General features: G+C 31.4%; 28 protein-coding genes, 1 tRNA gene and 2 pseudogenes. 5 read left to right on the forward strand and 26 right to left on the reverse strand.

What is annotated here, in order from left to right:
* The first annotated feature begins 7 nt into the window (after positions 1 to 7).
* On the forward strand, positions 8 to 880 hold the full coding sequence (locus AC0L4B_RS02220) for a hypothetical protein (RefSeq protein WP_473438363.1): 873 nt from the start codon (positions 8 to 10) through the stop codon (positions 878 to 880).
* 31 nt (positions 881 to 911) lie between these two features.
* On the opposite strand, the gene AC0L4B_RS02225 is transcribed toward AC0L4B_RS02220, so the two are convergent.
* From AC0L4B_RS02225 to AC0L4B_RS02315, 19 genes and pseudogenes are all read right to left on the reverse strand, one after another.
* Positions 912 to 1,388 (reverse strand): hypothetical protein, encoded by a 477-nt coding sequence (locus AC0L4B_RS02225; RefSeq protein ID WP_473438364.1) that lies wholly within the window; start codon positions 1,386 to 1,388, stop codon positions 912 to 914.
* A 6-nt stretch (positions 1,389 to 1,394) separates the two neighbouring features.
* The gene (locus tag AC0L4B_RS02230; protein WP_473438365.1) at positions 1,395 to 2,147 is read right to left on the reverse strand and encodes a PDZ domain-containing protein; all 753 of its coding nucleotides are present in this window, start codon (positions 2,145 to 2,147) and stop codon (positions 1,395 to 1,397) included.
* Between the two features lie 157 nt (positions 2,148 to 2,304).
* On the reverse strand, positions 2,305 to 3,588 hold the full coding sequence (locus tag AC0L4B_RS02235) for a M56 family metallopeptidase (RefSeq protein WP_473438366.1): 1,284 nt from the start codon (positions 3,586 to 3,588) through the stop codon (positions 2,305 to 2,307).
* Between the two features lie 2 nt (positions 3,589 to 3,590).
* Positions 3,591 to 3,948 (reverse strand): annotated as a pseudogene (locus tag AC0L4B_RS02240) (BlaI/MecI/CopY family transcriptional regulator).
* Between the two features lie 339 nt (positions 3,949 to 4,287).
* Entirely contained in the window at positions 4,288 to 4,965 is a 678-nt protein-coding gene (locus AC0L4B_RS02245; protein WP_473438367.1) for a response regulator, read from the reverse strand.
* A 3-nt stretch (positions 4,966 to 4,968) separates the two neighbouring features.
* Positions 4,969 to 7,005: a tetratricopeptide repeat-containing sensor histidine kinase gene (locus AC0L4B_RS02250; RefSeq protein WP_473438368.1), complete on the reverse strand. Its 2,037-nt coding sequence runs from the start codon at positions 7,003 to 7,005 to the stop codon at positions 4,969 to 4,971.
* 48 nt (positions 7,006 to 7,053) lie between these two features.
* Positions 7,054 to 7,230 carry a hypothetical protein gene (locus AC0L4B_RS02255; protein WP_473438369.1) on the reverse strand — a complete coding sequence of 59 codons (177 nt, stop codon included), beginning with the start codon at positions 7,228 to 7,230 and terminating at the stop codon, positions 7,054 to 7,056.
* A 75-nt stretch (positions 7,231 to 7,305) separates the two neighbouring features.
* Positions 7,306 to 7,479, reverse strand: coding sequence for a hypothetical protein (locus AC0L4B_RS02260; RefSeq protein ID WP_473438370.1), 174 nt, complete (start codon positions 7,477 to 7,479; stop codon positions 7,306 to 7,308).
* Between the two features lie 68 nt (positions 7,480 to 7,547).
* Positions 7,548 to 7,721 carry a hypothetical protein gene (locus AC0L4B_RS02265; protein ID WP_473438371.1) on the reverse strand — a complete coding sequence of 58 codons (174 nt, stop codon included), beginning with the start codon at positions 7,719 to 7,721 and terminating at the stop codon, positions 7,548 to 7,550.
* A 61-nt stretch (positions 7,722 to 7,782) separates the two neighbouring features.
* Complete coding sequence (locus AC0L4B_RS02270; RefSeq protein WP_473438372.1) at positions 7,783 to 7,956, reverse strand: hypothetical protein; 174 nt, start codon at positions 7,954 to 7,956, stop codon at positions 7,783 to 7,785.
* Between the two features lie 61 nt (positions 7,957 to 8,017).
* Positions 8,018 to 8,191 (reverse strand): hypothetical protein, encoded by a 174-nt coding sequence (locus AC0L4B_RS02275; RefSeq protein ID WP_473438373.1) that lies wholly within the window; start codon positions 8,189 to 8,191, stop codon positions 8,018 to 8,020.
* Positions 8,192 to 8,252: 61 nt separating this feature from the next.
* Positions 8,253 to 8,426 (reverse strand): hypothetical protein, encoded by a 174-nt coding sequence (locus tag AC0L4B_RS02280; RefSeq protein ID WP_473438374.1) that lies wholly within the window; start codon positions 8,424 to 8,426, stop codon positions 8,253 to 8,255.
* Positions 8,427 to 8,851: 425 nt separating this feature from the next.
* Positions 8,852 to 8,925 (reverse strand) — tRNA-Asp (locus tag AC0L4B_RS02285).
* Between the two features lie 64 nt (positions 8,926 to 8,989).
* Positions 8,990 to 9,919: a DUF58 domain-containing protein gene (locus AC0L4B_RS02290; RefSeq protein ID WP_473438375.1), complete on the reverse strand. Its 930-nt coding sequence runs from the start codon at positions 9,917 to 9,919 to the stop codon at positions 8,990 to 8,992.
* Positions 9,919 to 10,464, reverse strand: coding sequence for a ClpP family protease (locus AC0L4B_RS02295; protein ID WP_473439380.1), 546 nt, complete (start codon positions 10,462 to 10,464; stop codon positions 9,919 to 9,921). The genes AC0L4B_RS02290 and AC0L4B_RS02295 overlap by 1 nt, the downstream gene beginning before the upstream one ends.
* An 89-nt stretch (positions 10,465 to 10,553) precedes the next feature.
* Positions 10,554 to 10,871, reverse strand: coding sequence for a thioredoxin (trxA, locus tag AC0L4B_RS02300; RefSeq protein ID WP_028290594.1), 318 nt, complete (start codon positions 10,869 to 10,871; stop codon positions 10,554 to 10,556).
* A 144-nt stretch (positions 10,872 to 11,015) separates the two neighbouring features.
* Entirely contained in the window at positions 11,016 to 15,407 is a 4,392-nt protein-coding gene (dnaE, locus tag AC0L4B_RS02305) for a DNA polymerase III subunit alpha (RefSeq protein ID WP_473438376.1), read from the reverse strand.
* A gap of 147 nt (positions 15,408 to 15,554) precedes the next feature.
* The gene (locus AC0L4B_RS02310; protein WP_473439381.1) at positions 15,555 to 16,004 is read right to left on the reverse strand and encodes a ferritin-like domain-containing protein; all 450 of its coding nucleotides are present in this window, start codon (positions 16,002 to 16,004) and stop codon (positions 15,555 to 15,557) included.
* A 188-nt stretch (positions 16,005 to 16,192) separates the two neighbouring features.
* A complete protein-coding gene (locus tag AC0L4B_RS02315) occupies positions 16,193 to 16,894 on the reverse strand; it encodes a DUF6252 domain-containing protein (protein WP_473438377.1) in 702 nt (233 codons plus the stop codon).
* A 145-nt stretch (positions 16,895 to 17,039) separates the two neighbouring features.
* Between AC0L4B_RS02315 and AC0L4B_RS02320 the strand changes: the two genes are divergently transcribed.
* The 4 genes from AC0L4B_RS02320 (at position 17,040) to AC0L4B_RS02335 (ending at position 20,480) form a co-directional block, all read left to right on the forward strand.
* Positions 17,040 to 17,537 carry a 30S ribosomal protein S16 gene (locus tag AC0L4B_RS02320; RefSeq protein WP_473438378.1) on the forward strand — a complete coding sequence of 166 codons (498 nt, stop codon included), beginning with the start codon at positions 17,040 to 17,042 and terminating at the stop codon, positions 17,535 to 17,537.
* Positions 17,538 to 17,608: 71 nt separating this feature from the next.
* Entirely contained in the window at positions 17,609 to 18,139 is a 531-nt protein-coding gene (gene rimM, locus AC0L4B_RS02325; RefSeq protein ID WP_028290599.1) for a ribosome maturation factor RimM, read from the forward strand.
* A 76-nt stretch (positions 18,140 to 18,215) separates the two neighbouring features.
* The gene (locus tag AC0L4B_RS02330) at positions 18,216 to 18,929 is read left to right on the forward strand and encodes a tRNA1(Val) (adenine(37)-N6)-methyltransferase (protein WP_473438379.1); all 714 of its coding nucleotides are present in this window, start codon (positions 18,216 to 18,218) and stop codon (positions 18,927 to 18,929) included.
* 372 nt (positions 18,930 to 19,301) lie between these two features.
* Positions 19,302 to 20,480: an acyl-CoA dehydrogenase family protein gene (locus tag AC0L4B_RS02335; RefSeq protein WP_473438380.1), complete on the forward strand. Its 1,179-nt coding sequence runs from the start codon at positions 19,302 to 19,304 to the stop codon at positions 20,478 to 20,480.
* 136 nt (positions 20,481 to 20,616) lie between these two features.
* Here the strand turns inward: AC0L4B_RS02335 and AC0L4B_RS02340 are convergent, their stop codons facing one another.
* The 7 genes and pseudogenes from AC0L4B_RS02340 to trmB all read right to left on the reverse strand — a co-directional run bounded on the left by AC0L4B_RS02340 (position 20,617) and on the right by trmB (position 25,465).
* Positions 20,617 to 20,952, reverse strand: a complete 336-nt coding sequence (locus AC0L4B_RS02340) for a 2Fe-2S iron-sulfur cluster-binding family protein (RefSeq protein WP_473438381.1) — start codon at positions 20,950 to 20,952, stop codon at positions 20,617 to 20,619.
* Positions 20,953 to 20,965: 13 nt separating this feature from the next.
* On the reverse strand, positions 20,966 to 22,018 hold the full coding sequence (locus AC0L4B_RS02345; protein WP_473438382.1) for an NAD(P)/FAD-dependent oxidoreductase: 1,053 nt from the start codon (positions 22,016 to 22,018) through the stop codon (positions 20,966 to 20,968).
* A gap of 203 nt (positions 22,019 to 22,221) precedes the next feature.
* On the reverse strand, positions 22,222 to 22,458 hold the full coding sequence (locus tag AC0L4B_RS02350) for a NifU family protein (protein WP_028290604.1): 237 nt from the start codon (positions 22,456 to 22,458) through the stop codon (positions 22,222 to 22,224).
* Positions 22,459 to 23,598 carry an Mrp/NBP35 family ATP-binding protein gene (locus tag AC0L4B_RS02355; protein WP_473438383.1) on the reverse strand — a complete coding sequence of 380 codons (1,140 nt, stop codon included), beginning with the start codon at positions 23,596 to 23,598 and terminating at the stop codon, positions 22,459 to 22,461.
* 222 nt (positions 23,599 to 23,820) lie between these two features.
* A pseudogene (locus AC0L4B_RS02360) lies at positions 23,821 to 24,155 on the reverse strand (MGMT family protein).
* Between the two features lie 74 nt (positions 24,156 to 24,229).
* Positions 24,230 to 24,787, reverse strand: coding sequence for a LysE family transporter (locus AC0L4B_RS02365; RefSeq protein WP_473438384.1), 558 nt, complete (start codon positions 24,785 to 24,787; stop codon positions 24,230 to 24,232).
* A gap of 3 nt (positions 24,788 to 24,790) precedes the next feature.
* The gene (gene trmB, locus AC0L4B_RS02370; protein ID WP_028290608.1) at positions 24,791 to 25,465 is read right to left on the reverse strand and encodes a tRNA (guanosine(46)-N7)-methyltransferase TrmB; all 675 of its coding nucleotides are present in this window, start codon (positions 25,463 to 25,465) and stop codon (positions 24,791 to 24,793) included.
* Positions 25,466 to 25,510: the final 45 nt, after the last annotated feature.

Raw genomic sequence — 25,510 nt, forward strand, 5'->3', positions numbered from 1 at the left:
TTAGATCATGAAAACACTTACTTTATTATTTTGTTTACTAGTGACCACTTTAAGTTTTGCACAAGACAACTATACGTACAATAATCAAACTATAGCGCTTAAAACTGAAGTTGAAGGTGATTATGATTTACTTTGGAATACATTTGATGGTCAATTTAGATACTTTATAAAAGATAAGTCAGAACAACTTATAGAGCTAAAAAACACCAAACAAATTAATAATAATTATGATTTTGAATACAAAAACACTTTAAAATCTGTAACAAATCTTGATGCATCAAAAACAAAATTTACCCTTTACAGTTTAAAAAAATATTTTAATCAAGCCAATGCAGCCAGTAATCCAAACTATGCTTTTGAGGATAATAGCTTAAAATTAAAAACTCGATTGGGACTTTTTGGAGGATTAACAAACCATCCGTTTGTATATAATCCTGATAATAATAAAGCAACTTATTTTGGAGCAGAATTAGAGTTTTTTGAAAGTAAAGCAATGCCAGCACATTCTGGTTTTTTAAATTTTAGAACGTCGTTAAAAACAAACGATTTTGAATATAGTTTAAATCAAATTGCTTTAGGTTATCGTTTTAGATTTATAAACAAAACAGCATTTAACATTTATGCACAAACTAAAATTGCGACTTATACATCCTCAAAAACAAAGTCTACTTATGAGGACCCAGAATCTCCTGAAAACATTATAACTATTGAAAATAAAAGCAACGGGTTTGATGTACCTTTAATTTTTGGACTTGGTGCTGATTTTAAAATTGGAGCAGGTTTTATAACACTAGTATATGATAGTTTATTTGCTGTTTTTCAAGACAATGAAGATCAATTCCCAATAGATTTTGCTATAGGTTATAAGTTTAATTTATAAAATATTAACTAATAAAATACGCTTCCAACCTTTAATTCACCTGAATTATAATAGGCATTTTAAATTGCGTTTTAACTTGCTGACCACGTTTTACTGCAGGAAATATTTGAGGTAAACTATTTAAACTTTCCGTAATTGAAGCTTTTAGATTAGGGATTTCATGAGTGGTTATACTATCTATTTCAATATTATCTATTAGAAGTTCTCCTTTTTCAGAAATTAAAAAAGATAACATAATAGTGTCCTTAACATCTTGATTGACAATGATCGTTTGATATTGTAATTGCTCTGAAATATGATTAGCCAAAGTAGTTTCGAAACAATACTTGATATCTTGTTTATCTTGAAATGAATCACATACTGAAAAAGTAGGATAGTTATCCACTTCGTTCCAATTGAAGGTTTTTAACTCTTCATTTAAAATAGCTTCAGAAGTTGTCTTTTTTACATTAAAATACTGGCAAGATACCAATATTAAAAGTAGTAAAATAACAGCTATTTGTTTCATAATTAACTAATATAGCGGAAAAATACGACTTTTTAAAATGACTAAATCTTGTAACGTACTAATTTCTTTTACAACAAATAAATTTGAATAAGTATTACTGTCTTTTGTGATTTTTAAAACGTAAACTCCATCTTCCAATTTATCAACACTAATCGTTTCGTTTAAATCACCTTTAGTAAATTGTGTATCGTATTGTTGTACTAAAACACCATTAGTCATATAAACAGCAATATTATATTGACCTTGTACTACTTGTTTAAAAGCAATATTTAGTTTACTAACAGCTGGATTTGGATATAGACTAATATTTTCTTTAGATAATGAGCTTACTGCCTGATCACAACACACTTCTTCTTGTACAACTTTAGTCGTTTTTGCGCCTAAAGTGATAGTTTTTATTAGTGTTTTTCCGTCCCTTAAAACTGTAAATCTAACAGCATCAAAAGGTTGATAAGATTTAACCGCATTAATAGCATCACCACGTCTATTAACTTCCAAACCATCTATAGCTAAAACTAAATCATAAGGTTGTAAACCATTACTTGATGCAGCGGTATCATCAATAACTTTCATTATAATAACACCTTTATCTGTTTTGCTTTCCTTATCACAAGGACTTCCAAATTGTACTCCTAAAAAAGCAGTTTCGTAAACAATTTTATCAATCGTGCATGTGTTTTTGCATTGCTGTGTTGTCTGAGCCTGTAAGAAACTAACAACAGATAATAAAAGTATAAATAAAGGTAAAGCTCTTTTCATATAAAGGTATTTTAATAATCTTCATCAAGATATAGTATTTTTTTAGAGAAATTAAATATTTGTTCAAAAAAACTAAACTTTATGGATTAAATAAATGTTTTATAGATAAAATACAAAAAGCCAAAGCAAAGCTTTGACTTTTTGTACTAGAGTACTTCTAATTAATTCTAAACTTGATAGGCAAGGCATAATTAACACTAACTGGCTGACCATTTAAAGTTGCTGGAATTAGTTTTGGCAAGCTATTAATTACTCTAATAGCTTCCGACTCTATATCCTCATGCGGAGCTCTAGCCTTAATAATTTCTACATCTCCATTTGAAGTAATTTTAAACTGAACAACAACCTTATATACATCTTCAGTTAGACCTTTATTTTCTGCAATTTTAGTATTAAAATTTTTTAATAAGTGTTTTGATACTTTTTCAGAGAAACATTTTTTCTGAGCATCTAAATCCTTTAAAACCTCACAGCCTTCAAATATTGGAAGCTGATCAACCTCGCTTATGCCATACACCTTAGAATTATCCATAGTTTTGGTTTCGATAACTTGTTCTTCTTTTTGGTTTGTAGATTGATCGTTAGAACATGAGACATAAACTAACATTGCTAAAAGCATAGGAATTAATAATAAGTACTTAGCTAAATTTACTTGTTTTGATTTTGATTTTTGTAACATAATGATTCGTTTTTTGATTAATGATTGTTTGAAAAATGGATTGATAAATGAACAGTTATTGACATTAAAAACTTGTTGTAACAACTGTTGGTAATATTCTGTTTTATTATTTTTTAAAGCGTTTTTATCTGCTAAAAACTCATGAATAACATTAATTTTATTTTGATATATATAAACTAAAGGATTAAACCAAAACAATATTTTTAATGCTTCAAACCAAAGTAAATCTAGAGTATGACGTTGAGAAACATGGATACTTTCATGTGCTAAAATTTGTTGTTTTTGGCTGGAACTGATTTGGTTTCCTAAAAACACATAATAAAAAAAGGAATATGCTGAAATACTATCTTTTAAATGAATGATAGTGTATTTAGGCATCTTTGTTTTTTCATTTTTAAAAATTACTTTAACTAATTTATAAAGCTTGAAAACAAACACAAAAAACATAACTACAGTTATAACGTAATAAATAGTAACAAGATTAAATAAAGAGTTATTAAATAGTGATTGTGAATAATTAATAAAACTTTTACTAGATGATGTATTAGATAAAATAACTTCTGGTAAGCTTACTAAATAATTACCGACTCCTCCTTGACTTAACGCATTAATATTTACAAACGGTAGAATTAATGACAATAAAGAAGTTAATAATAAATATGTCCTATTGTAATTAAAAAAAGTTTCGTTTTTAAAAAGTAATTGATAGGTTAGTAAAAATATACTTTGAAACAATATGGTTTGAAATACAAATGCTATCATGACTATTTTTTTGAATTAATTTCTTTCAAAACAGATTCTAACTCGTTTAAACTAATATCATTTTTTTAACAAAAAAAGACACCATACTTTTAAAAGATCCTTGAAAATAATTATCTACTAACTTATTTATAGACTGATTACTATAATCATGTTTTTTTAATATTGGAAAATAAAAATGTCCTTTTCCTTTTTTTCATAGTCCACATAACCTTTAGATTCTAAAATCCTAACAATTGTAGATACTGTATTATAGGCTGGTTTTGGTTTAGGTAACTCTTCAATAATTTGTTTGACATTAGCTGTTTCTAACTGCCATAATACTTGCATTATATCTTCTTCTGCTTTTGTAAGTGCTTTCATTTTTTCAACTAAATTTATAGTTCAACAATACAAATATAACTAAAAAATTAGTTTAAACTAATTTTTTAGTTTAAAATTGCTTAAAAATAAATAAAGCAACATCGAGGAATGTTGCTTTATTGAGTGTGTAAATGTAAAAAATGCTATTAATCAAACAAGAAGTTTGTTTGGGAATAATATTAACTTATACTAAAAGTTATATCCAAATATAGAAAATATAAAAGTTAGCCTTTATGGCAAAAACCACAAGGTTATTGTGGTTAAAACCACACGTTTTAACAATAACTTAAGCTTAAGATGTTTTTTGAAGAGAAAAAAATAAAATTTTAACATTATAGCTTAAATATAGCCTTTATCCTTGGCTATTGTTATTAAAGTTTCGTCTTTTCCGTCATCGACAATAAACAAATCTTTAAGGTTTTTTTTACGTTTTTCAATAGCACTTAAAGTAATTCCAAGATGTCCAACAAGGTCTTTGGTTTTGACTCCCAAAGATAAAAAATGAAGCATTTTATGATTTATTTCATCTACTTCAATTGGATTAAAGATACTACGTTTAATCACATTTGTGATTGTACCAGTGTAAAAGGGTGGATTATTTTGAATAGCATCAAAAGCACTTGCTAACTCATTAGAGGTTAAATCGCTTTTAATTAAAAAACCTTCAGGATTAATAGATCTAATAACACTATGGATTCTGTACACCTCATTAAACATAGTTAAAATGACAACTTTTGCTTCTGGTTGTACTTGTTTAATATACTTAGCTAAATCTTCTCCGGATTTATAAATACCATCTTGAGAAGCTGGAATGCTAATATCAAAAAAATAAATATTGTAAGGTTTACCCATACTTCTTGATTTTTTTATTGCTTCTAAAGCTGAATCACAGTCTGTTGCTATGTCTATATCTAAGGTTTGATTAGGTTTTTTATTTGCTAATAATGTGTGTTGGTAGCCTTCGATAATCATTGGATGATCGTCTACCATTAAAATTTTTAAAGTACTGTTTTCCATAGGTTAATGACTTGTTACTTTAACTTTAATAGTTATTGTCGTTCCTTTATTAATTTCACTTTCTATATTTAACTTACCGTTAATTTCTTCTATTCTGGAGTCTAAATTTTTTAAGCCTATCCCTTTTCTAGACTTATTTAAATCAAATCCAGATCCATTATCTGAAACAGTTAAAGTTAATAGATTTTTTTCATACTTAAATGAAATATCGACCAATGTTGCATTGGCATGTTTATAGGTATTTTGCATTGTTTCTTGCAAAATACGATATAAATGAATTTTGATTTTATTATTTAAAGACTCCCAATTAATATCATCCTGAATGTCAAGTGTATAATTAATGTTATAAGCTGTCATTTGGGTTTCTACTAATGCTGTTATGATATCAAAAAAACCTGCTTGATGTATGAAGTCTGAATTTAACTCGTGCGATACCTTTCTAATTTCGTCTTCAATATTTTTTAATTCGGTAATATAATAGCCCCTTTTTTCTGTTGCTTCATTAGTTTTACTCATATTTAATCCATCCAAACTTAATCTTACCCCAAACAATTTACCAAGTATGCCATCATGTATATCTTTAGAAATTCTATTTTTTTCTAAACTTCTAGCTTCATCAATTTTATTTTGTTGGGATAACATAAGGTTATAAATCTCTTCATTAGCCTCTTGTTGTTGACGTTCTAACTGTAATTCTCTATTTTTTTCACGTTGAGTTTTTAAAATATATAAAAAGAAAAGAATTACCAATAGACTAATAGAGGTAATTAACAACCACAAACGTTCTCTTGACATTTGCTTGTTTTCCTGCTTGATTTCGTCGGTTTCAAAATCAATACGCATGAATTTATTTCTATTTGCTCTTTCTGTCAATATTAAACTATCATTAAGCTTAATATGCTCATACAAATACTGCTTTGAATCTTCACCATTTTCAATTTTAGATTTTAACAGAAGTGCTCTTAAAATATTTTTATTATGACTTAATTCTTTTCCTAACTTATAACCTATAGTTGCATAATAGTTAGCAGAATCTGAAATCTTTCTTGATAAAAAGTATTCTGCAAAATTGATAGAAACAGTTTGTTTGAGTTCTTTGTCTGAAACCGAATCACATATATTGTATGCTTTTCTAAATAGAGATTCGATTTTAATATTATTAGATTCTTTATTTAAAAATTTGGAATAAGCTAGCTCATTTAAAATATAAGCATAAGTTATAGGATCTTCATTTAATAATTTAGTATCATGAATAATTTGGTTACATTTTGTAATCGCTAAATTATAATCTCCTTTTTTACGATACGTAGAAGCAATATTTATATTGGAATAAACTTTGTAATAATAAATAGCATCATTACTAAGTTGTAATTGTGCTTGAGTTGTATTAACAGTTTTTATAGCCTTTTTATGATAATCTATAGAGTTTTCATATTGGTGCAACTCTCCTGTAATTATCCCTATTGTATTATATAATGACCATTGTGTGTCTAAATTAAAAGCATTTATTGGTAATTTTTTTACTAATTCAATTGCTTTTATCACATTATTTTGTGCTCCTATATAATCTCTTTCAGCTTCTTGCAAGTTTGCCATATTAAGCAATACAGCAGCCTGAAGCTTATAATCTTTTAATTTATCATAGTGTTTGGCTGCATTAAAGTAGTAATAATAAGAACTATCAATTTTTTGAATCTTTTCATATGCATAACCTAAATTATAATTGGCATTAGCAATAGACGAAGTGTCTTTTAACTTATAAGCTAAATCAATATTGGCAAAATTTATCTCTTTTAATTTTTCATATTTTTCATTAATGATATATAAATAAGAAAGGTTTTTATTACTGTTTAGCAGTGTACTATCAACATCCAATTTGATAGATAGGTAAACTGCTTTTTCGGCATATTTAATCCTTTCAATATTTGAAAAATCCTCATTTTTGGATAAACCTCTGTAATAGAATATTGAATCATTCTCTTGCCCAAAACAAAAATTTGATATTAATATAGCTGTTAATAAAGTAAAATATTTTATCAATTTATTTCAAAAAATGTTGGTGTCAAATTTATGATAAATAACATAAACTTATCCTTGAGTAGGTACTTTACTTTTCTTAATTCCGTTTGTTGCTAACAACTTAACCTCAATTGGCTTTTCTGTTACTTCTGAGGGCGTTTCTGTTGACGCATCATTTAAAGCGCTTACTGCTGTTAATAATACTATCGAAAATAGAGCTACTAATGTTATTTTAAGAGATTTCATAATGATAAATGGTTTGACTATTAATTGTTTGTTGTTTGTTGTTTGTTGTTTGAGATGCTTTATTTAAATTGAAGATTACCCTTGAGTAGGTACTTTGCTTTTCTTAATTCCGTTTGTTGCTAACAACTTAACTTCAATTGGCTTTACTGTTGTTTCTGAAGTTACTATTGAAGTATCATCTAAAGTGCTTACTGCTGTTAATAATACTGTCGAAAATAGAGCTACTAATGTTATTTTAAGAGATTTCATAATGATAAATGGTTTGACTATTAATTGTTTGTTGTTTGTTGTTTGAGATGCTTTATTTAAATTGAAGACTATCCTTGAGTAGGTACTTTGCTTTTCTTAATTCCGTTTGTTGCTAACAACTTAACTTCAATTGGCTTTACTGTTGTTTCTGAAGTTACTATTGAAGTATCATCTAAAGTGCTTACCGCTGTTAATAATACTATCGAAAATAGAGCTACTAATGTTATTTTAAGAGATTTCATAATGATAAATGGTTTGACTATTAATTATATGGCGTTTGATATATTGTATTAAAATTGAAGACTATCCTTGAGTAGGTACTTTGCTTTTCTTAATTCCGTTTGTTGCTAACAACTTAACCTCAATTGGCTTTACTGTTGTTTCTGAAGTTACTGTTGAAGCATCATCTAAAGTGCTTACTGCTGTTAATAATACTATCGAAAATAGAGCTACTAATGTTATTTTAAGAGATTTCATAATGATAAATGGTTTGACTATTAATTATATGGCGTTTGATATATTGTATTAAAATTGAAGACTATCCTTGAGTAGGTACTTTGCTTTTCTTAATTCCGTTTGTTGCTAACAACTTAACTTCAATTGGCTTTACTGTTGTTTCTGAAGTTACTATTGAAGCATCATCTAAAGTGCTTACTGCTGTTAATAATACTATCGAAAATAGAGCTACTAATGTTATTTTAAGAGATTTCATAATGATAAATGGTTTGACTATTAATTGTTTGTTGTTTGAGATGCTTTATTTAAATTGAAGACTATCCTTGAGTAGGTACTTTGCTTTTCTTAATTCCGTTTGTTGCTAACAACTTAACCTCAATTGGCTTTACTGTTGTTTCTGAAGTTACTATTGAAGTATCATCTAAAGTGCTTACTGCTGTTAATAATACTATCGAAAATAGAGCTACTATTGTTATTTTAAGAGATTTCATAAGAGTGAATTTAAATGTTAATTTTATATATTGATTATACTTGAATTTAAGCAATAAAAATTTATCTATTATAGATGATAAACAAGTTACAATTTATTAAACAAAAAACAATTTTAACTACCTGTATTACAGTGTTCTAACTTTTAAAAACAAAATGAAGAGGATTTTTAAAGTTTAAAACACATGCTATAATAGACTTTAAAATTAACAAATAAATCGTTGAAGAGCAACTTATTAAGACGAAATGCCTTAAAACAAAAAAGCATCCCAATTTTCTTATAAGAAAAAAGGAAAGCTTTCCATCGGTTCAAGCTATTGACTAGCTTTCTACCAGTTTGATAGACTACTACATCTATCAAAACAACACAACTAAGTTTTATTGCCAAAAAAAGCTCCGAATATATCGGAGCTTTTGACAATTTTCGCGGTCTGGACGGGATTCGAACCCGCGACCTTCGCCGTGACAGGGCGACATTCTAACCAGCTGAACTACCAGACCGTTGCGTTATTGCGAGTGCAAAGATAGACTTCTTTATCAATGTGGCAAACTTTTTTTACTTTTTTTAAATAAATTTTTGTCGCTCTATAAAATAAGCCGTCAAAATAGCGTTAAACGACTGGTTTACATCTGCTTCCACATATTTAATTTTATACTGTAAACATTTCATTTTTATCTCTTCAAAATAACTTTTTACAGCATTTTCGTAATTATCTTTAACTTGATCTGCATATAAATTTACAAAATCACCAGTTTCAACATCAATAAATCGCTTAGGCTTATTATTAAAATCAAAGATTAACTCTTTGTTTTTATCAAAAACGTGAAACAGTACAACTTCATGTTTATTATGTTTTAGATGTCTTAAAGCTTCAAACAACTTATCATTTTCAGAAGTTACCTGAAACATATCTGTAAATACAAAAATTAACGATCGTCTATGGATCTTTTCCGCAATCTCATGTAGATAAGCATAAGTCTCTGTTTGTTTTTGGACAGGTTTTGATTTAACAGCTTCTTCTAATTGATGCAAAAGCATATGATGATGACGATCACTTCCTTTTTCTGGAGCATAAAAATCGTATGTATCACTGTAAATACTCAACCCAATTGCATCGCGTTGTTTTTTTAACACTTGCATTAGTGCTGCAGCTGCTAATGCAGAGAAAGCTGCTTTATTTAACTTATTAATTGAAAAACTATCCATTTTTGGATAGTGCATAGAACTACTGTTATCTAGTATAATATGACAACGTAAATTAGTCTCGTCATCATACCTCTTGGTGTACAACTTGTCTGTTTTGGCAAATAACTTCCAATCGATATGTCTAGTAGATTCACCTGGATTATATATTTTATGTTCTGCAAACTCGGCTGAAAACCCATGAAACGGACTTTTGTGCATACCAGAAATAAATCCCTCGACCACTTGCTTTGCTAAGTGCTCGAGGTTTTTAAATCCTCCTGCTTTATTCAGTTCGTCTTGTAACTTCATTATTCTGTAACACCATCTACAATTCCGTATGCAACACTTTCTTCTGCACCCATCCAATGGTCACGATTAAAGTCTTTCATAACTTTATCATAGGTTTGACCACAGTTATCAGCTAATATTTTAGCACTTAATTCTTTTGTTTTTACAATTTCTTGAGCTGTAATTTCTATATCACTTGCTTGACCACGTGCTCCTCCACTTGGCTGATGAATCATTACTCTAGCATGTGGTTGTATGAAACGTTTTCCTTTTGCTCCGACAGACAACAATATAGATCCCATTGATGCTGCTAAACCTGTACATACTGTTGATACATCACTTTTTAATCCTTTGATACAATCATACATTGCAAATCCTGAGGTTACGTATCCTCCTGGACTATTTATATATAAGGTAATATCTTTAGTCTCTAAACTATCTAAATATAATAATCTATCTATAACGTGCTTTGCAGATTTGTCGTCAACCATTCCCCAAAGAAATACTTTACGTTCTTCTAATAATTTGCTATCTATTGCGTCTTGAACTTTTACTGGTTTACTCATTTTTAATCTTTCTTTAATTTTATTCATCTAAAATAAAAAAAGGTTTGCCATTACAGCAAACCTTTTATCAATACTTTAATAAAATAGACCTATAATAAAGCGTCTATTGCGTCAGAGTATGCATTTTTTGGTGCAACACCAACTTGACGACCTACTACTTCTCCATTTTGGAAAACTAATACTGTTGGTATGTTACGTACTCCGTATTTTGCTGCAAACTCCTGATTTGCATCTACATCTACTTTTCCTACTACTGCTTTACCATCGTACTCTGTACTTAACTCGTCAATGATTGGTCCAACCATACGACAAGGTCCACACCAAGCAGCCCAAAAATCTACTACTACTGGCTTATCGCTTTTTAATACTGTTTCTTCGAAATTTGCATCTGTGATTTCTAATGCCATAATATTTATGTTTTAATTGTGTTTTACTACATGTTAATATGCAATATTAGTCAAAAATTTTGCCAAAGCTTACAAGCTTACAATTTGTTTTAACTATTGGTGTATTGTTTTGACTTATATTATACACAAGGTTTTAAGTCTACTTTACTGATTTATTAAATAATGTATTTGGTTTTCGTTTAAAATATTTAATAACTCATTAGTAACGTTAATTTTTTGTCTACGACTCATCATTGTTAATTTAATTTTATCTCTGTTATCGTACACTAAAAAAGTTAAGGCATGATTACCAGGATACATTGAGATTAACTCTTTAAGCTGCTTAATTTTATCTTCTTCAAGTTCTTTTATATTTAATTGAATCGATAATTTTTTGACATTTTTTTCTAAAACATCATGTAATAATTGGAAACTATTAAACTGCAACCTAGGATCACTTTTTTTACCTGTATCACGATTAACCCATCCATCACGCACAAACGTTTTAACATGTACAAAGGTATTTTGAAGTAAAAATGGTCTGTGTTTTAAATAATCTTCACCAAAAATTCTAAACTCATAAGAGTCTGTATAATCTTCAATGGTAAACATTGCCCAACCTTTTCCTTGCTTACTTACACGATGTTGCACATCTGTAACGACTCCTCCAAAGGTGATTTCTTTATTTACATGAGGAGCTAAATCATGAAAATACGAAACAGTTCCACTACAAAACGATTTCATTTCTGTTCTAAAATCATCTAAAGGATGTCCAGAAATATAGACACCTACAACTTCTCGTTCTCTAGATAATTTTTCCATTGTTCCCCAAGTGTCGCAATTTGGTATTTGAGGCTCTTCTATTTGCACTTCACTTTCTCCACCAAATAAACTGACTTGAGATGAATTTTCATTTTCTTGATGCTTTGCTCCATATTTGATAGCTTTTTCTAGAAAAGTTAGTTCGCTTCCATCCTTAAAAAAATATTGAGCACGATGCGTATCCCCTAACTCGTCAAAACCTCCTGCTAGAGCAAGGTTTTCAAAAGCTTTTTTATTGGCTGCACGCAAATCTATACGTTTAGCTAAATCAAAAATAGAAGTATATGGACCATCTTCTTCTCTATTATTCACTATAGTCATTACTGCACCATGACCAACCCCTTTAATGGCTCCCATACCAAAACGCACAGCATTATCTTTATTTACCGAAAACTTATAAAACGACTCGTTTACATCTGGCCCAAGTACAGACAACTTCATACGTTTACATTCTTCCATGAAAAATGTAACCTGCTTGATGTCATTCATATTATTAGATAACACTGCAGCCATATATTCTGCTGGATAATGTGCTTTTAAATACGCTGTTTGGTAAGCAATCCATGCATAACAGGTCGAGTGGGATTTATTAAAGGCATAACTTGCAAATGCTTCCCAATCTTTCCAAATTTTTTCTAGTTTTTTAGCATCATGTCCTTTAGCACTTGCTTGCTCAATAAACTTAGGTTTCATTTTATCAAGTACAGCAATTTGCTTTTTACCCATTGCCTTACGTAGTACATCGGCTTCACCTTTAGTAAAGTCTGCTAGCTTCTGTGACAAAAGCATTACCTGCTCTTGATAAACGGTAATCCCGTAGGTTTCTTTTAAGTACTCTTCCATTGCTGGTAAGTCATACTCAATATCTTCATCACCATGTTTTCTTCTAACAAAACTTGGTATGTATTCCATTGGACCTGGTCTGTACAAGGCATTCATGGCAATTAAATCGTCAAAAACAGTTGGCTTTAAATCCTTAAGGTGTTTTTGCATTCCTGGTGATTCATATTGAAACACACCAACCGTTTCTCCTCTTTGGAATAACTCAAATGTTTTTACATCGTCAAGCGGAAAGTTTTCAGGATCTAGTAAAATATCATGTTTTGCTTTAACAATTTTTACTGTATCCTTGATTAAAGTTAGGGTTTTTAGTCCTAAAAAGTCCATTTTTAGAAGACCTGCACTTTCTACTACCGAGTTATCAAATTGTGTAACGTATAAATCTGAATCTTTTGCCAAAGACACAGGTACGAATTTGGTAATGTCATCTGGCGTAATAATTACACCACAAGCATGAATACCAGTGTTTCTTACAGAACCTTCTAAGGTTCTTGCTAAGTTTAAAGTTTCAGATTCTAATCCGCTACCTTCAGATATATTTAAAAGCTCGTTGATTTTTTCTAAATCTTCAGCTCTAAATTTTTGTGCTAATTCTTTTTCAGATAATCCAAATATCTTCTTAAGCTTAGACATATTAGGAATAAGCTTTGCTATTCTGTCGGCATCAAAAAGTGGTAAATCTAATACACGTGCTGTATCACGAATACTACTTTTTGCAGCCATAGTACCATAAGTAATAATTTGTGCAACTTGATTACTTCCATATTTATCAATTACATAGTCCATAACACGACTACGACCTTCGTCATCAAAATCTATATCAATATCTGGCATACTGACACGATCTGGATTTAAGAAACGCTCAAAAAGTAAGTTATATAATAATGGGTCTATATTAGTGATCCATAAACAATAAGCAACTACAGATCCTGCTGCACTACCACGTCCTGGACCTACTGATACGTCCATTTTTCTGGCTTCACGAATAAAATCTTCTACAATCAGGAAATAACCTGGATATCCAGTATTCTCAATAACTTCAAGCTCAAAATCTAAACGTTCTGTAACTTCATCAGACAATTCCTCACCATATCTCTTTTTAGCACCTTCGTAAGTAATATGCCTTAAAAATGCATTTTCACCACGCTTACCACCATCAATTTCATCTTCTTCATGTCTAAATTCGTCAGGAATATCAAACGCTGGTAATAATACATCTCTGGCTAGCTCAAAACCTTCGATTTTATCAACAACTTCTTGGATGTTTGTAATTGCTTCAGGAATATCCCTAAATAGGGCTTTCATTTCTTCTGAAGACTTGAAATAGTATTCTTGATTTGGCAATCCATAACGATAACCACGTCCACGTCCTATAGGTGTTGCTTGTTTTTCACCATCTTTTACACATAATAAAATATCGTGTGCATTAGCATCTTCCTGCTTCCCATAATAGGTGTTGTTTGTAGCAACAAGCTTTACATTATGTTGCTGTGCAAATTTTATTAAGGTTGGATTAACTCTGTTTTCATCTTCTTGGTTGTGACGCATTATTTCTAGATACAAATCGTCTTGAAATAATTGTTTCCACCATATTAAAGCTTCTTCTGCTTGACTTTCTCCTACATTTAAAACTTTACTTGGTACTTCACCATATAAATTTCCTGTTAAACAGATTAAGTCTTCTTTGTATTGTTCTATTAATTTTTTGTCAATACGAGGCACATAATAAAACCCATTCACAAACGCATGCGATGACAGTTTAGCTAAGTTATGATACCCGTTTTTATTTTTTGCAATAAGTACGATTTGATACCCATTGTCTTTTCTGGTTTTATCTTGATGGTCTTCACAAACAAAAAACTCACAACCTACAATTCCTTTAATTGGTTTTGCTTTTGGTGATTCGCCTCTTGCTTCTGCTTCTTCTATTTTTGCCTTTATAGATTTATTATAACCATTTACTGCTTTTACAAAATGAAACGCTCCCATCATATTTGCATGATCGGTTAAGGCTACAGCAGGCATGTTTTGTTGTGCTGCTAAGTCTACCATTTCAGAAATACCAATAGTAGATTGTAATACTGAAAACTGCGAGTGGTTATGCAAATGAACAAACTCGGCAGACTGAAGGTCTTTTATATTCTCCTTAATCTCTTCTGAAGAGACCTGATTAGTATTTTGTTTTTGTAATCTTGCTTGGATTTTTGCACTTTCCTTTTTAAGGTTAATGTGCTTTAATCCTATTAGCTGGATGGTTTGCGGATTTTCTTTATTAAAATTTTCGAAATAATCCGGTTGAACGTCTAGAGCTTCTTTAGTATATTTTTTTAAACGAATTAGCTCTAAAAAACAACGTGTTGTTGCCTCAACATCGGCAGTTGCGTTGTGAGCTTCTGCAAAAGGTTGATTAAATAAATACTCATGTAACTCGGTTAACGTTGGTAATTTAAATTTACCATAACGACCACCAGGAATTTGACATAAGTTAGCAGTATCTTCTGTACAAGTATCCAAAACAGGAAGCTCTTGCAAAGGGTTGTCTACACTTTGACGCACAAACTCGGCTCCCATAATATTTAAATCAAACTTTACGTTTTGACCGACTACAAATTTGGTTTTACTAAGAGCAATATTAAATTTCTCTAATACTTCTGCTAATGGCACACCTTGTTCTTCTGCCAACTCAGTAGAGATACCATGTATTTTTTCGGCATCATATGGGATATTAAAGCCTTCTGGTTGTACTAAATAATCTTGATGCTCTATACAATTACCCATCTCATCATGTAATTGCCAAGCTATTTGTATACACCTTGGCCAGTTGTCGCTATCCGTAATTGGTGCATCCCAACGTTTAGGTAATCCTGTGGTTTCAGTATCAAATATTAAATACATGTAGTGTTTTATTTTGAAGTTTTAGGTGAAAAATACGAGCATGTAAAAGTACGTAGAATTATTAATTTTTTAATCTCTGAAACTAAAAAACAACGCATAAAAAAAGTCAGCACAATGTGCTGACTTTTCAAACTACTATCTATCCAATTATGACACTAACTCTTCGTGTACTTTTTCGGTATTAATTGCTGCCTGAATGGCATTACGATGTTTTAAAATTAGATTATCTATTGTTGGTGGTAAGTTATTTTCTTTCATTAGTTTATCATACCCTTCTAAACTAGCTTCCTCACCTCTAATAGCTTCTTCTAATACTGACTCTTCGTTATTAGATGTAAAGGTTGATTTTAAACTCATCCAATTACGATGCATTGTCCCTTTAAAACTACCTGATTCTTCGGGGATTTGACCGTATCTTAATATTTCGGTTCTTAACTCTTTAGCAAACTCGCTACGCTCTGATGCTCTTCGTTTGAAAAACATTTTTAGATCGTTGCTTTCAATATTATCAATTGCATTTAAATACCCTTTTTCGGCATCATAATTTTTAACTAATAATTCGTTTAACTTATTTGAAATTTCTTCACTGTAACTCATTGTATCTTTTATCATTTTAAATTTCAATAACTTTTTTAAGATGCTTATTGTTTCACATCTGCAGTACTAACATACAGCGTATTACAGTGCAAACAAAAGCATTTAACAGGGTTTAAGATAGATTAAGAGTATTTAACAAAAAAAGCCAACACTTTCGTGTTGGCTTTTAATTTATATTAACATATAGTTTAATTTGTACAGTCGCCTAAACTATTAATTTGTGCTTGTATAGATCCATCTGGATCACCACATTGTTGCAATTTAACTTCTAACGATGTTTTATATGAATTACATAACTGCGTGTATTGTTCATCTGAAGCAGTATCTGCATTACTTTCAAAATTAGTTCCTGTAGTAGCTGATACTGCAGTTGCATTAAGACAAGCCTGAGTCTCACCTGTTGGACTATCTACTACATTTACATTTAATATTGGCACATTATAAAAGTAGCCTCTATTAAAATTTTCTGAATCTAATCCACTACTATCAAATGCATGAAATGTAAAAGTTCCGGATACGGTTCTTTCAATATCATTAAATTCGGTTACAACAATAGAGCCTTCAGAAGGATAAATTTGCACACTAGGATCTGGAATGTTATTAGTTGAAAACACCTTACCTAAACCGTCATCAAATGTTGCTACAGATGTTGTATTACCTAATTGGTAGGTCCCTTCTGTTGCTTGTATTGCTTTTAAATTTACAACCTGCGCACCTTTAACACCAATGATTGTTAAGTTTCCATTTACTTCCACATTAGCTCTAAACGAACTGGCTTCCCACAATACGCCATCATTATACCCGATTAATGCGGGACTATTAAAAACTAAATCTTCGTTGCAAGATAGTAATGTTACTATTGAAACTAGGAGGAGTGTTATTTTTTTCATGTTTTTAGCGATTTATGGAAATTCAAAAATATAATAATTTATTATATATAACAGATTTATATTAAAAACTTGAAAATTAAAAAATTATAGTATCTTTGCGCACTTATTAATAATAGAGGTCGAGAACCTCACAAATTAATTATTTATGCCAGTAAAAATTAGATTACAAAGACACGGTAAGAAAGGAAAACCTTACTATTGGATCGTTGCAGCAGATTCAAGAGCCAAAAGAGATGGTAAATACCTAGAAAAATTAGGCGCTTACAATCCAAACACTAACCCAGCAACAATTGATTTAAATGTTGATGGAGCAGTGCAATGGTTACAAAATGGTGCACAACCAACTGACACAGCAAAAGCTATTTTGTCTTACAAAGGAGCAATGTTAAAAAATCACCTAGCAGGTGGTGTTAGAAAAGGAGCTTTAACACAAGAGCAAGCAGACGCTAAGTTTGATGCATGGGTTGAAGAAAAAGCTAGCAAAGTAGATGCTAAAAAAGATGGTTTAGCAAAAGCTGATGCTGATGCTAAGGCAAAAGCTTTTGAAGCTGAAAAAGCAGCAAACGAAGCTAGAATTGCAGCAGCAACTCCAGCAGTTGAAGCAGCAGCAGATGACGCTACAGCTTCAAACGAAGAAGAATAAAAATTAATTTTTATACTTTTAAACTCCGATAAGCTTTTATCGGAGTTTTTTATGCAAAACACTTTTATTTTATGGATATTAAAGACTGTTTCTTTTTAGGTAAAATTGTAAAAAAATATAGTTTTAAAGGCGAATTACTTATTAAACTAGATACCGACGAACCTGGTTTATATGAAAACCTAGACTCTATTTTAATAGATTTGCGTGGTTCTTTAGTTCCGTTTTTTATTGAAACATCACAGCTTCATAAGTCAGAATTACTACGCGTTAAGTTTGAAGACGTAGATACAGAAGCTGATGCAGATAGCTTAATTAAAAGTAATGTATACTTACCATTATCTGTCTTGCCAGAATTAGATGATGACAAGTTTTACTTTCATGAAATTATTGGCTTTACCGTTGAAGACAAAAACTTTGGAACCGTTGGTACTATAACTGGTGTTAATGACTCTACTGCTCAATCCTTATTTGAAATTGACAGAGATGGTATTGAGATTTTAATTCCGATGAATGATGAGTTTATTAGTAAAGTCGATAAACCCAACAACACTATTTTTGTTGAAACTCCTGAAGGTTTAATTGATTTATATTTAGAGGAATAACCCTTCTTAAGCCGAATTTACATCAGCATTACAACCAAAATAATGAGCTCTTAAAATTAATTTAGGAAGATATATTATGAGCAAACCTTTTCAATTTAAAGCTTTTACTGTACAACAAGATCAATGTGCCATGAAAATTGGTACAGACAGTGTTCTTCTAGGTGCTTGGACACCTTTAAACACTAACCCGTTTTCTGTATTAGATATTGGTGCAGGAACTGGTGTTTTATCATTACAATTGGCACAACGTAGTGCTGCTCAAGTTATTGATGCATTAGAAATTGACGAGCTTGCTTATGAGCAATGTGTGGATAATTTTGAAGCTTCGCCTTGGGCTGACCGTTTATTTTGCTACCATGCTGATTTAGCTGAATTTACTGAAGAAATAGAAGACCAATATGATTTGATTATTTCTAATCCACCTTTTTATTCAGAAGATTTTAAAACAGATAATAACCAACGTGACTTAGCTAGATTTACAGATGCTTTACCTTTTGAGCATTTGGTTGATAGCGTCTCTAAACTACTTGCAAAAGACGGTATATTTTCGGTAGTAATACCTTATAAAGAAGAATCCCATTTTATTACGCTTGCCTCTCAAGTCGGATTGTTCCCAAACCGTATTTTACATGTTAAAGGCTCTGAACATTCTGAAATCAAACGAAGTCTACTCACTTTTTCATTCCGCGAAAGCGTTATAAAAACCGAAGCTTTAGTTATTGAAATTGAAAGACACCAATATACCCAAGAGTATATACATTTAACTCAAGACTTTTACCTTAATATGTAGGTTATCGTTTAGTACTTTCTTTTTTATAGGACCTGACGCAGAACATTTGATTGCTTTTTTGGCTAAAATTGATACTCGTATCGCTTGTAATTACTCTAATAGTTTGGATGAGATCCTGAAATAAATTCAGAATAACGACTGTAACGTAGTATTTGCTAAAAACAATTTAATCCTGATTACACCTTAAAAGCTTCAACTTTGTTAATGAAACCGGTTGTTGTAGGACTAAAACTTCACAAGAATGTGAATTACATAAATTTTGAGCTAGATTTTCTTAAAAAGACAATAAAAATTGTGTCCTGCAATCGATTTCGTTATTTTTGTTATTAAACAATACACTATTTTTAACTGTTGTATTTTAATACTAACTAGATGAAACCAGATTTATTTGAAGCTCCAGATTATTACAATCTTGACGAACTTTTAACCGAAGAACATAAATTAGTAAGAGATGCTGCTCGTGAGTGGGTAAAACGTGATGTGTCTCCAATTATAGAGGACTATGCTCAAAAAGCAGAATTTCCGAAACAAATAGTACAAGGATTAGCAGATATTGGTGCTTTTGGACCTTATATTCCTGAAGAATATGGTGGTGCAGGATTAGATCAAATTGCTTATGGATTAATCATGCAAGAGATAGAACGTGGTGATTCTGGAGTACGTAGTACAGCTTCTGTACAGTCGTCTTTAGTCATGTATCCAATATGGAAATACGGTAACGAAGCACAACGTCAAAAATACTTACCTAAACTTGCTAGTGGAGAATGGATTGGTAGCTTTGGTTTGACAGAGCCAGATCATGGTAGTAATCCTGGTGGAATGGTTACTAATTTTAAAGATATGGGAGACCATTATCTTTTAAATGGTGCTAAGATGTGGATTTCTAATGCACCATTTTGCAACATTGCTGTTGTTTGGGCTAAAAATGAAGAAGGACGTATCCATGGATTGGTTGTAGAACGTGGTATGGAAGGGTTTACAACTCCTGAAACACACAACAAATGGTCGTTAAGAGCTTCTGCTACTGGAGAGCTTATTTTTGATAATGTTAAAGTCCCAAAAGAAAACTTATTACCTAATAAATCTGGATTAGGCGCACCTTTAGGGTGTTTAGATTCGGCTAGATTTGGTATTGCTTGGGGAGCAATTGGTGCTGCTATGGATTGTTATGACACTGCTTTACGTTATAGCAAAGAGCGTTTACAATTTGGAAAACCTATTGGTCAGTTTCAGTTACAACAAAAGAAACTTGCTGAAATGATTACCGAAATTACTAAAGCACAATTATTAGCTTGGCGACTTGGTGTCATGCGTGAAAATGGCACTGCAACCTCAGCACAAATCTCAATGGCTAAACGTAACAATGTAGATATGGCTTTAAAAATTGCTAGAGATGCTAGACAGATGTTAGGAGGAATGGGTATTAGTGGAGAATATAGCATCATGAGACATATGATGAACCTTGAAAGTGTTGTTACTTATGAAGGTACTCATGATATCCATTTATTAATCACTGGTCTTGATGTTACTGGTTTAAATGCTTTTAAATAAAAAGTACTCCAGTAAAATTTTAAGTATACTTCATTCTAATAAAAAAAGCACTTCATTAGAAGTGCTTTTTTTATTGAATATTTGACAATTTAAAATAGCCAGAAAATTAGTTAATATAATTAAGTGTTTTTATTGTTTATTCTTCTGGTGCTAAAATAACTTCTAAACCTTCCATTTCTGGAGTGATTTGAATTTGACAACCTAATCTTGAGTTGTCTTGCACATTAAAAGCTTCGCTTAACATGGCTTCTTCATCATCTTGCATTTCCGGAAGCGTCGTATCACTTACTACATAACATTGACAACTTGCACACATAGCCATACCTCCACAAATACCTATGGTGCCTTCGGGAGCAAGCTCGTAACTACGCACTACTTCCATCAAATTCATAGCCATATCTGTTGGTGCTACAATCTCATGCGTTACACCATCTCTATCTGTTATCTTGATGTTTATGTCCTGATCTACCATTACATTACTATTTTTATTCTATTTTTTTAACTACAGCTTTTGGAGCTTCTTTACGTGTACCATCAAATCCATCTACACCACTGACTGTAGTATATTTTAAAACGAAACGTTTACCTGGATTAATAATTTGATATGCCGATTGACACATTAAAGTTGCTTCATGAAAACCACACAATATTAATTTTAATTTTCCTGGATAAGTATTTACATCTCCTATCGCATATATACCAGGTATATTAGTTTGGTAGTCTAAAGCGTTATTTACTTTAATTGCATTTTTTTCTATCTCTAATCCCCAATTTGCTATTGGTCCTAGTTTTGGTGACAGCCCAAATAATGGTACAAAATGATCGCACGATTTAGTAAACGTTTTATCATCTTGCTTTACTGTTATTGCTTCTATTTTATTCTCACCTTCAACACCAATAACCTCAGCTGGTGTAATCAGGTTTATTTTACCTGCATTTTTTAATTCTTGTACTTTTTCTACAGAATCTAAATGTCCTCTAAATTCATTTCTTCTATGAATTAAAGTGACTTCTGAAGCTACGTCACTTAAATAGATACTCCAATCTAAAGCAGAGTCTCCTCCTCCTGCAATGACAACTTTTTTGTCTCGGTAAAATTCTGGCTCTTTAATGATATATTCAACACCTTTATCTTCATAATCTGATAGATTATCAATTTTAGGTTTACGTGGCTCAAAACTACCTAATCCACCAGCAATCGCAACTATTGGTGCATGGTGTTTTGTTCCTTTATTAGTTGTTACAATAAACGATCCATCGTCTTGCTTATCTATAGTCTCTGCACGCTCACCTAATGTAAAACCAGGTTCAAACTGCTTGCATTGTTCCATTAATTTATGAGTAAGATCTCCAGCTAAAATTTCGGGATAAGCAGGAATATCATAGATAGGTTTTTTTGGATAAATCTCTGAACATTGTCCTCCTGGTTGTGGTAATGCGTCAATTAAATGACATTTAAGTTTTAATAATCCTGCTTCAAATACTGCAAATAAACCTGTTGGTCCTGCTCCTATTATTAATATATCTGTTTTTATCATTACTTTTTCTTTTGTCTACCTTGATGCATTGGTTATTACTTGCAAAGGTAAATTACCAACATTTACTATTTTATGACTTTTGTTAGCTTGACCTGCGTTAAGGATGGAACGGTCTGTTTGAGCTCCTCGCAGAGAGCGAGTAGTGACAGCCTGACCATTATCCTGATTTTTTTCAGGATAATGGTAACGCCATATTTATTTTCTTAAGCGATATTAGTCACTTTTTCTATTTGTGGTGCGTACTTTTTGATTGTCATTTCTACACCTGATTTTAAGGTCATTTGATTAACACTACAGGATGTACATGCGCCTTGAAGCTGCACTGTTACCTCGTTGTCTTCGATGGAAATTAACTTAATGTCTCCTCCATCGTTTTGAAGAAACGGACGAATTTCTTCTAGTGCCTTTTCTACGTTTAGTTTAAGTTCTTGTGTTGTCATTTATTTTTTATTAACTGCAGAACATCCTGCCATAGTAGTAATTTTAATTGCTTCTGTTGCTGGCAAATTATCGTTACGGTCTACAACTTGTTGTACTACGTTTTTTGTTATGTCTTGAAAGGCTTGCTCTAATGGTGTATTAGTCTGCATTGCTGCTGGACGTCCTACATCTCCAGCTTCTCTAATACTTTGTACTAATGGTAACTCACCTAATAATGGAACTTGTAAGTCTTCTGCTAAGTGTTTTGCTCCTTGTTTACCAAAAATATAATATTTATTATCTAGTAACTCTGCTGGTGTGAAATATGCCATGTTTTCAATAATACCTAATACTGGTACATTAATACTGTCTTGTTGGAACATTGCGACTCCCTTTTTAGCATCTGCTAAGGCTACATTTTGAGGCGTACTAACAACTACTGCTCCTGTGATAGGTAGTGATTGCATAATACTTAAGTGAATGTCTCCTGTTCCTGGAGGAAGGTCTAATAATAAGAAGTCTAATTCTCCCCAAGCTGCATCAAATATCATTTGGTTTAATGCTTTTGCTGCCATAGGTCCACGCCAAACCACTGCTTGGTCTGGTTTTGTAAAAAACCCAATGGATAATATTTTTACTCCGTAGTTTTCTACAGGTTTCATTTTTGATTTACCGTCAACGGTTACAGATAAAGGTTTTTCTGCCTCAACATCAAACATAATTGGCATTGATGGGCCATAAATATCTGCATCCAAAACACCTACTTTAAAGCCCATTTTTGCTAACGTAACTGCGAGATTTGCTGTTACTGTAGATTTACCTACACCTCCTTTTCCTGAGGCTACAGCTACTATATTTTGAATACCAGGAATGGTTTTTCCTTTGATTACATTTGGTGCTGATTTTTGTGGTGCATCGACTTTGATGTTAACTTTAATCTTTGCTTTATCATACACTAATTTGTGAATGGTTTGCAAGATTTCTACTTCAGTTTTTTTACGTGCTTGAAGCGCTGGATTAGTTATCGTAATATCTACAATTACTTCGTCAGCAAATGTAACTACATTAGTTATTGCACCACTATCTACCATGTTTTCTCCTTCTCCAGGAACTGTTATGGTTTGCAATGCTTTAAGGATGTCTTGTTTATTTAATTTCATTGTTTATGCTAGAAAAAAGAGTTTGTACAAAAAAATTATACTACTGTATAACCCTAAAACCAACTCTTGATAATATTTAAAGTATTGAGACTGACTCTTGTTTGCAAAGATACTACTTAAACCTTGAAGAATAAAGTGGTTAGTTTGATGTTTTTTATAGTGTGATAGTTGAAAGTTATAACATATTAAACACCTTTAAAACAGATTATAATCATTAATGTTTCACTGGATAAGTTCTTGTGTTGGATCCCAAAATAGCGTTTCAAAATCTTGAATTTGATTATCTATAACTACTATGCCTTCATTTTCTAAAAGTTGCTGCATAAGATTGGTACCATCAAAATGATGTTTTCCTGTTAGTAAACCTTTACGGTTTACTACTCTGTGAGCAGGAACGTCTTTGTTATGTGATCCATTCATAGCATAACCTACCATTCTAGCGCTTTTTTTGCTCCTAAATAATTAGCTATTGCGCCATAACTTGTAACACGACCTTCTGGTATAAGCTTAGCCACCTCATACACTTTATCAAAGAAATTTAGTGTTTCTGGCTTCATAACTTATAGTGTTTTTACAATATTAATTAAAGTCACGATAGATATTATGCCTGTAATAGCACCAATAATATAATTCATTCCTTTTTGGGATTTAAGGCGTTTGTTTTTAATGCGTTTGAAAAAAACACATAAATATATAACATTACAAATGTCCCTGTTGCTGCTCCTGCAACATAAGATGTAACACTAACATTATCAAAAGTTAACCAACCTAAACTAGCTAAAGTAATAGACATATAGGCTTGATACGGAATTGGAAAGACGTTTAATCCTGACAGTAACATACCGTAAAAAAACTGGCTATGTTTACTTTTACGCTCTTGTTCTCTTTTTGGTTTGGGTTCTTTTTTTGCTAAAAGCAGAAAATAAACTGTTATCAATACAAATAAAATAAAAGCTACACGTTGCAATACGTGTACTATTTCTGGATGCCTACTTAAATAGCGTGCAAAAATAACTGCTATAAGGGTTTGTATTATTACTATTATACAAACACCTATTGAAAACGTTAAGCCACGACTATAGCCTTCTTTAATACTAATTTTTGCAGCAGTCATATTAAGTAGTCCTGGTGGAATGACTCCTACTAAAGCGATTAACAAACTTATAAAAAAGGTAATAGTAATACTCACTACTTATTTGATTTTGAACCTAATATACGTAATTGGTTTGTTTTGCTCTAGGTAAATCCCTTCATAATGTGTTTGAATATCTGTTACCTCTTCTGGACTTCCTTCTTGTCTGTACACATCATTATTGGCATGTAATACTTCATGACCTTCACCATGTAATAAGCCTAAGGTGTAACCATGCATAAACTCGGAGTCGGTTTTAAGGTTCATAATTCCGTCTGGTTTTAAAATGTTTTTGTAACGTTTTAAAAAGGTAGAATTGGTCATCCTATGTTTGGTACGCTTGTATTTTATTTGTGGGTCTGGAAAGGTTATCCAGATTTCGTCAACTTCGTTTTGGGCAAAAACAGATTCTACTAACTCGATTTGCGTACGTATAAATGCAACATTTTTAAGATTATCCTCAACCGCAGTTTTGGCTCCTCTCCAAAAACGCGCACCTTTAATATCTATACCTATGAAGTTTTTGTTTGGGAATTTTTTTCCTAAAGCAACACTGTACTCACCTTTACCACATCCAAGTTCTAAAACTAAAGGATTGTTGTTTTTAAAGACATTTTTATTCCAGTTTCCTTTATGCTCATAAACCTCATCCACCAACTGACTTCTAGTTGGTTGGAATACGTTGTCAAAGGTTTCGTTTTCTCTGAATCGTTTTTGCTTGTTCTTGCTTCCCACTTCTTAACTATTTGTTATTTCTGGCGTAAAATTAAGGAAATATAC

The sequence above is a fragment of the Olleya sp. NP1-10 genome (genome assembly GCF_055804415.1).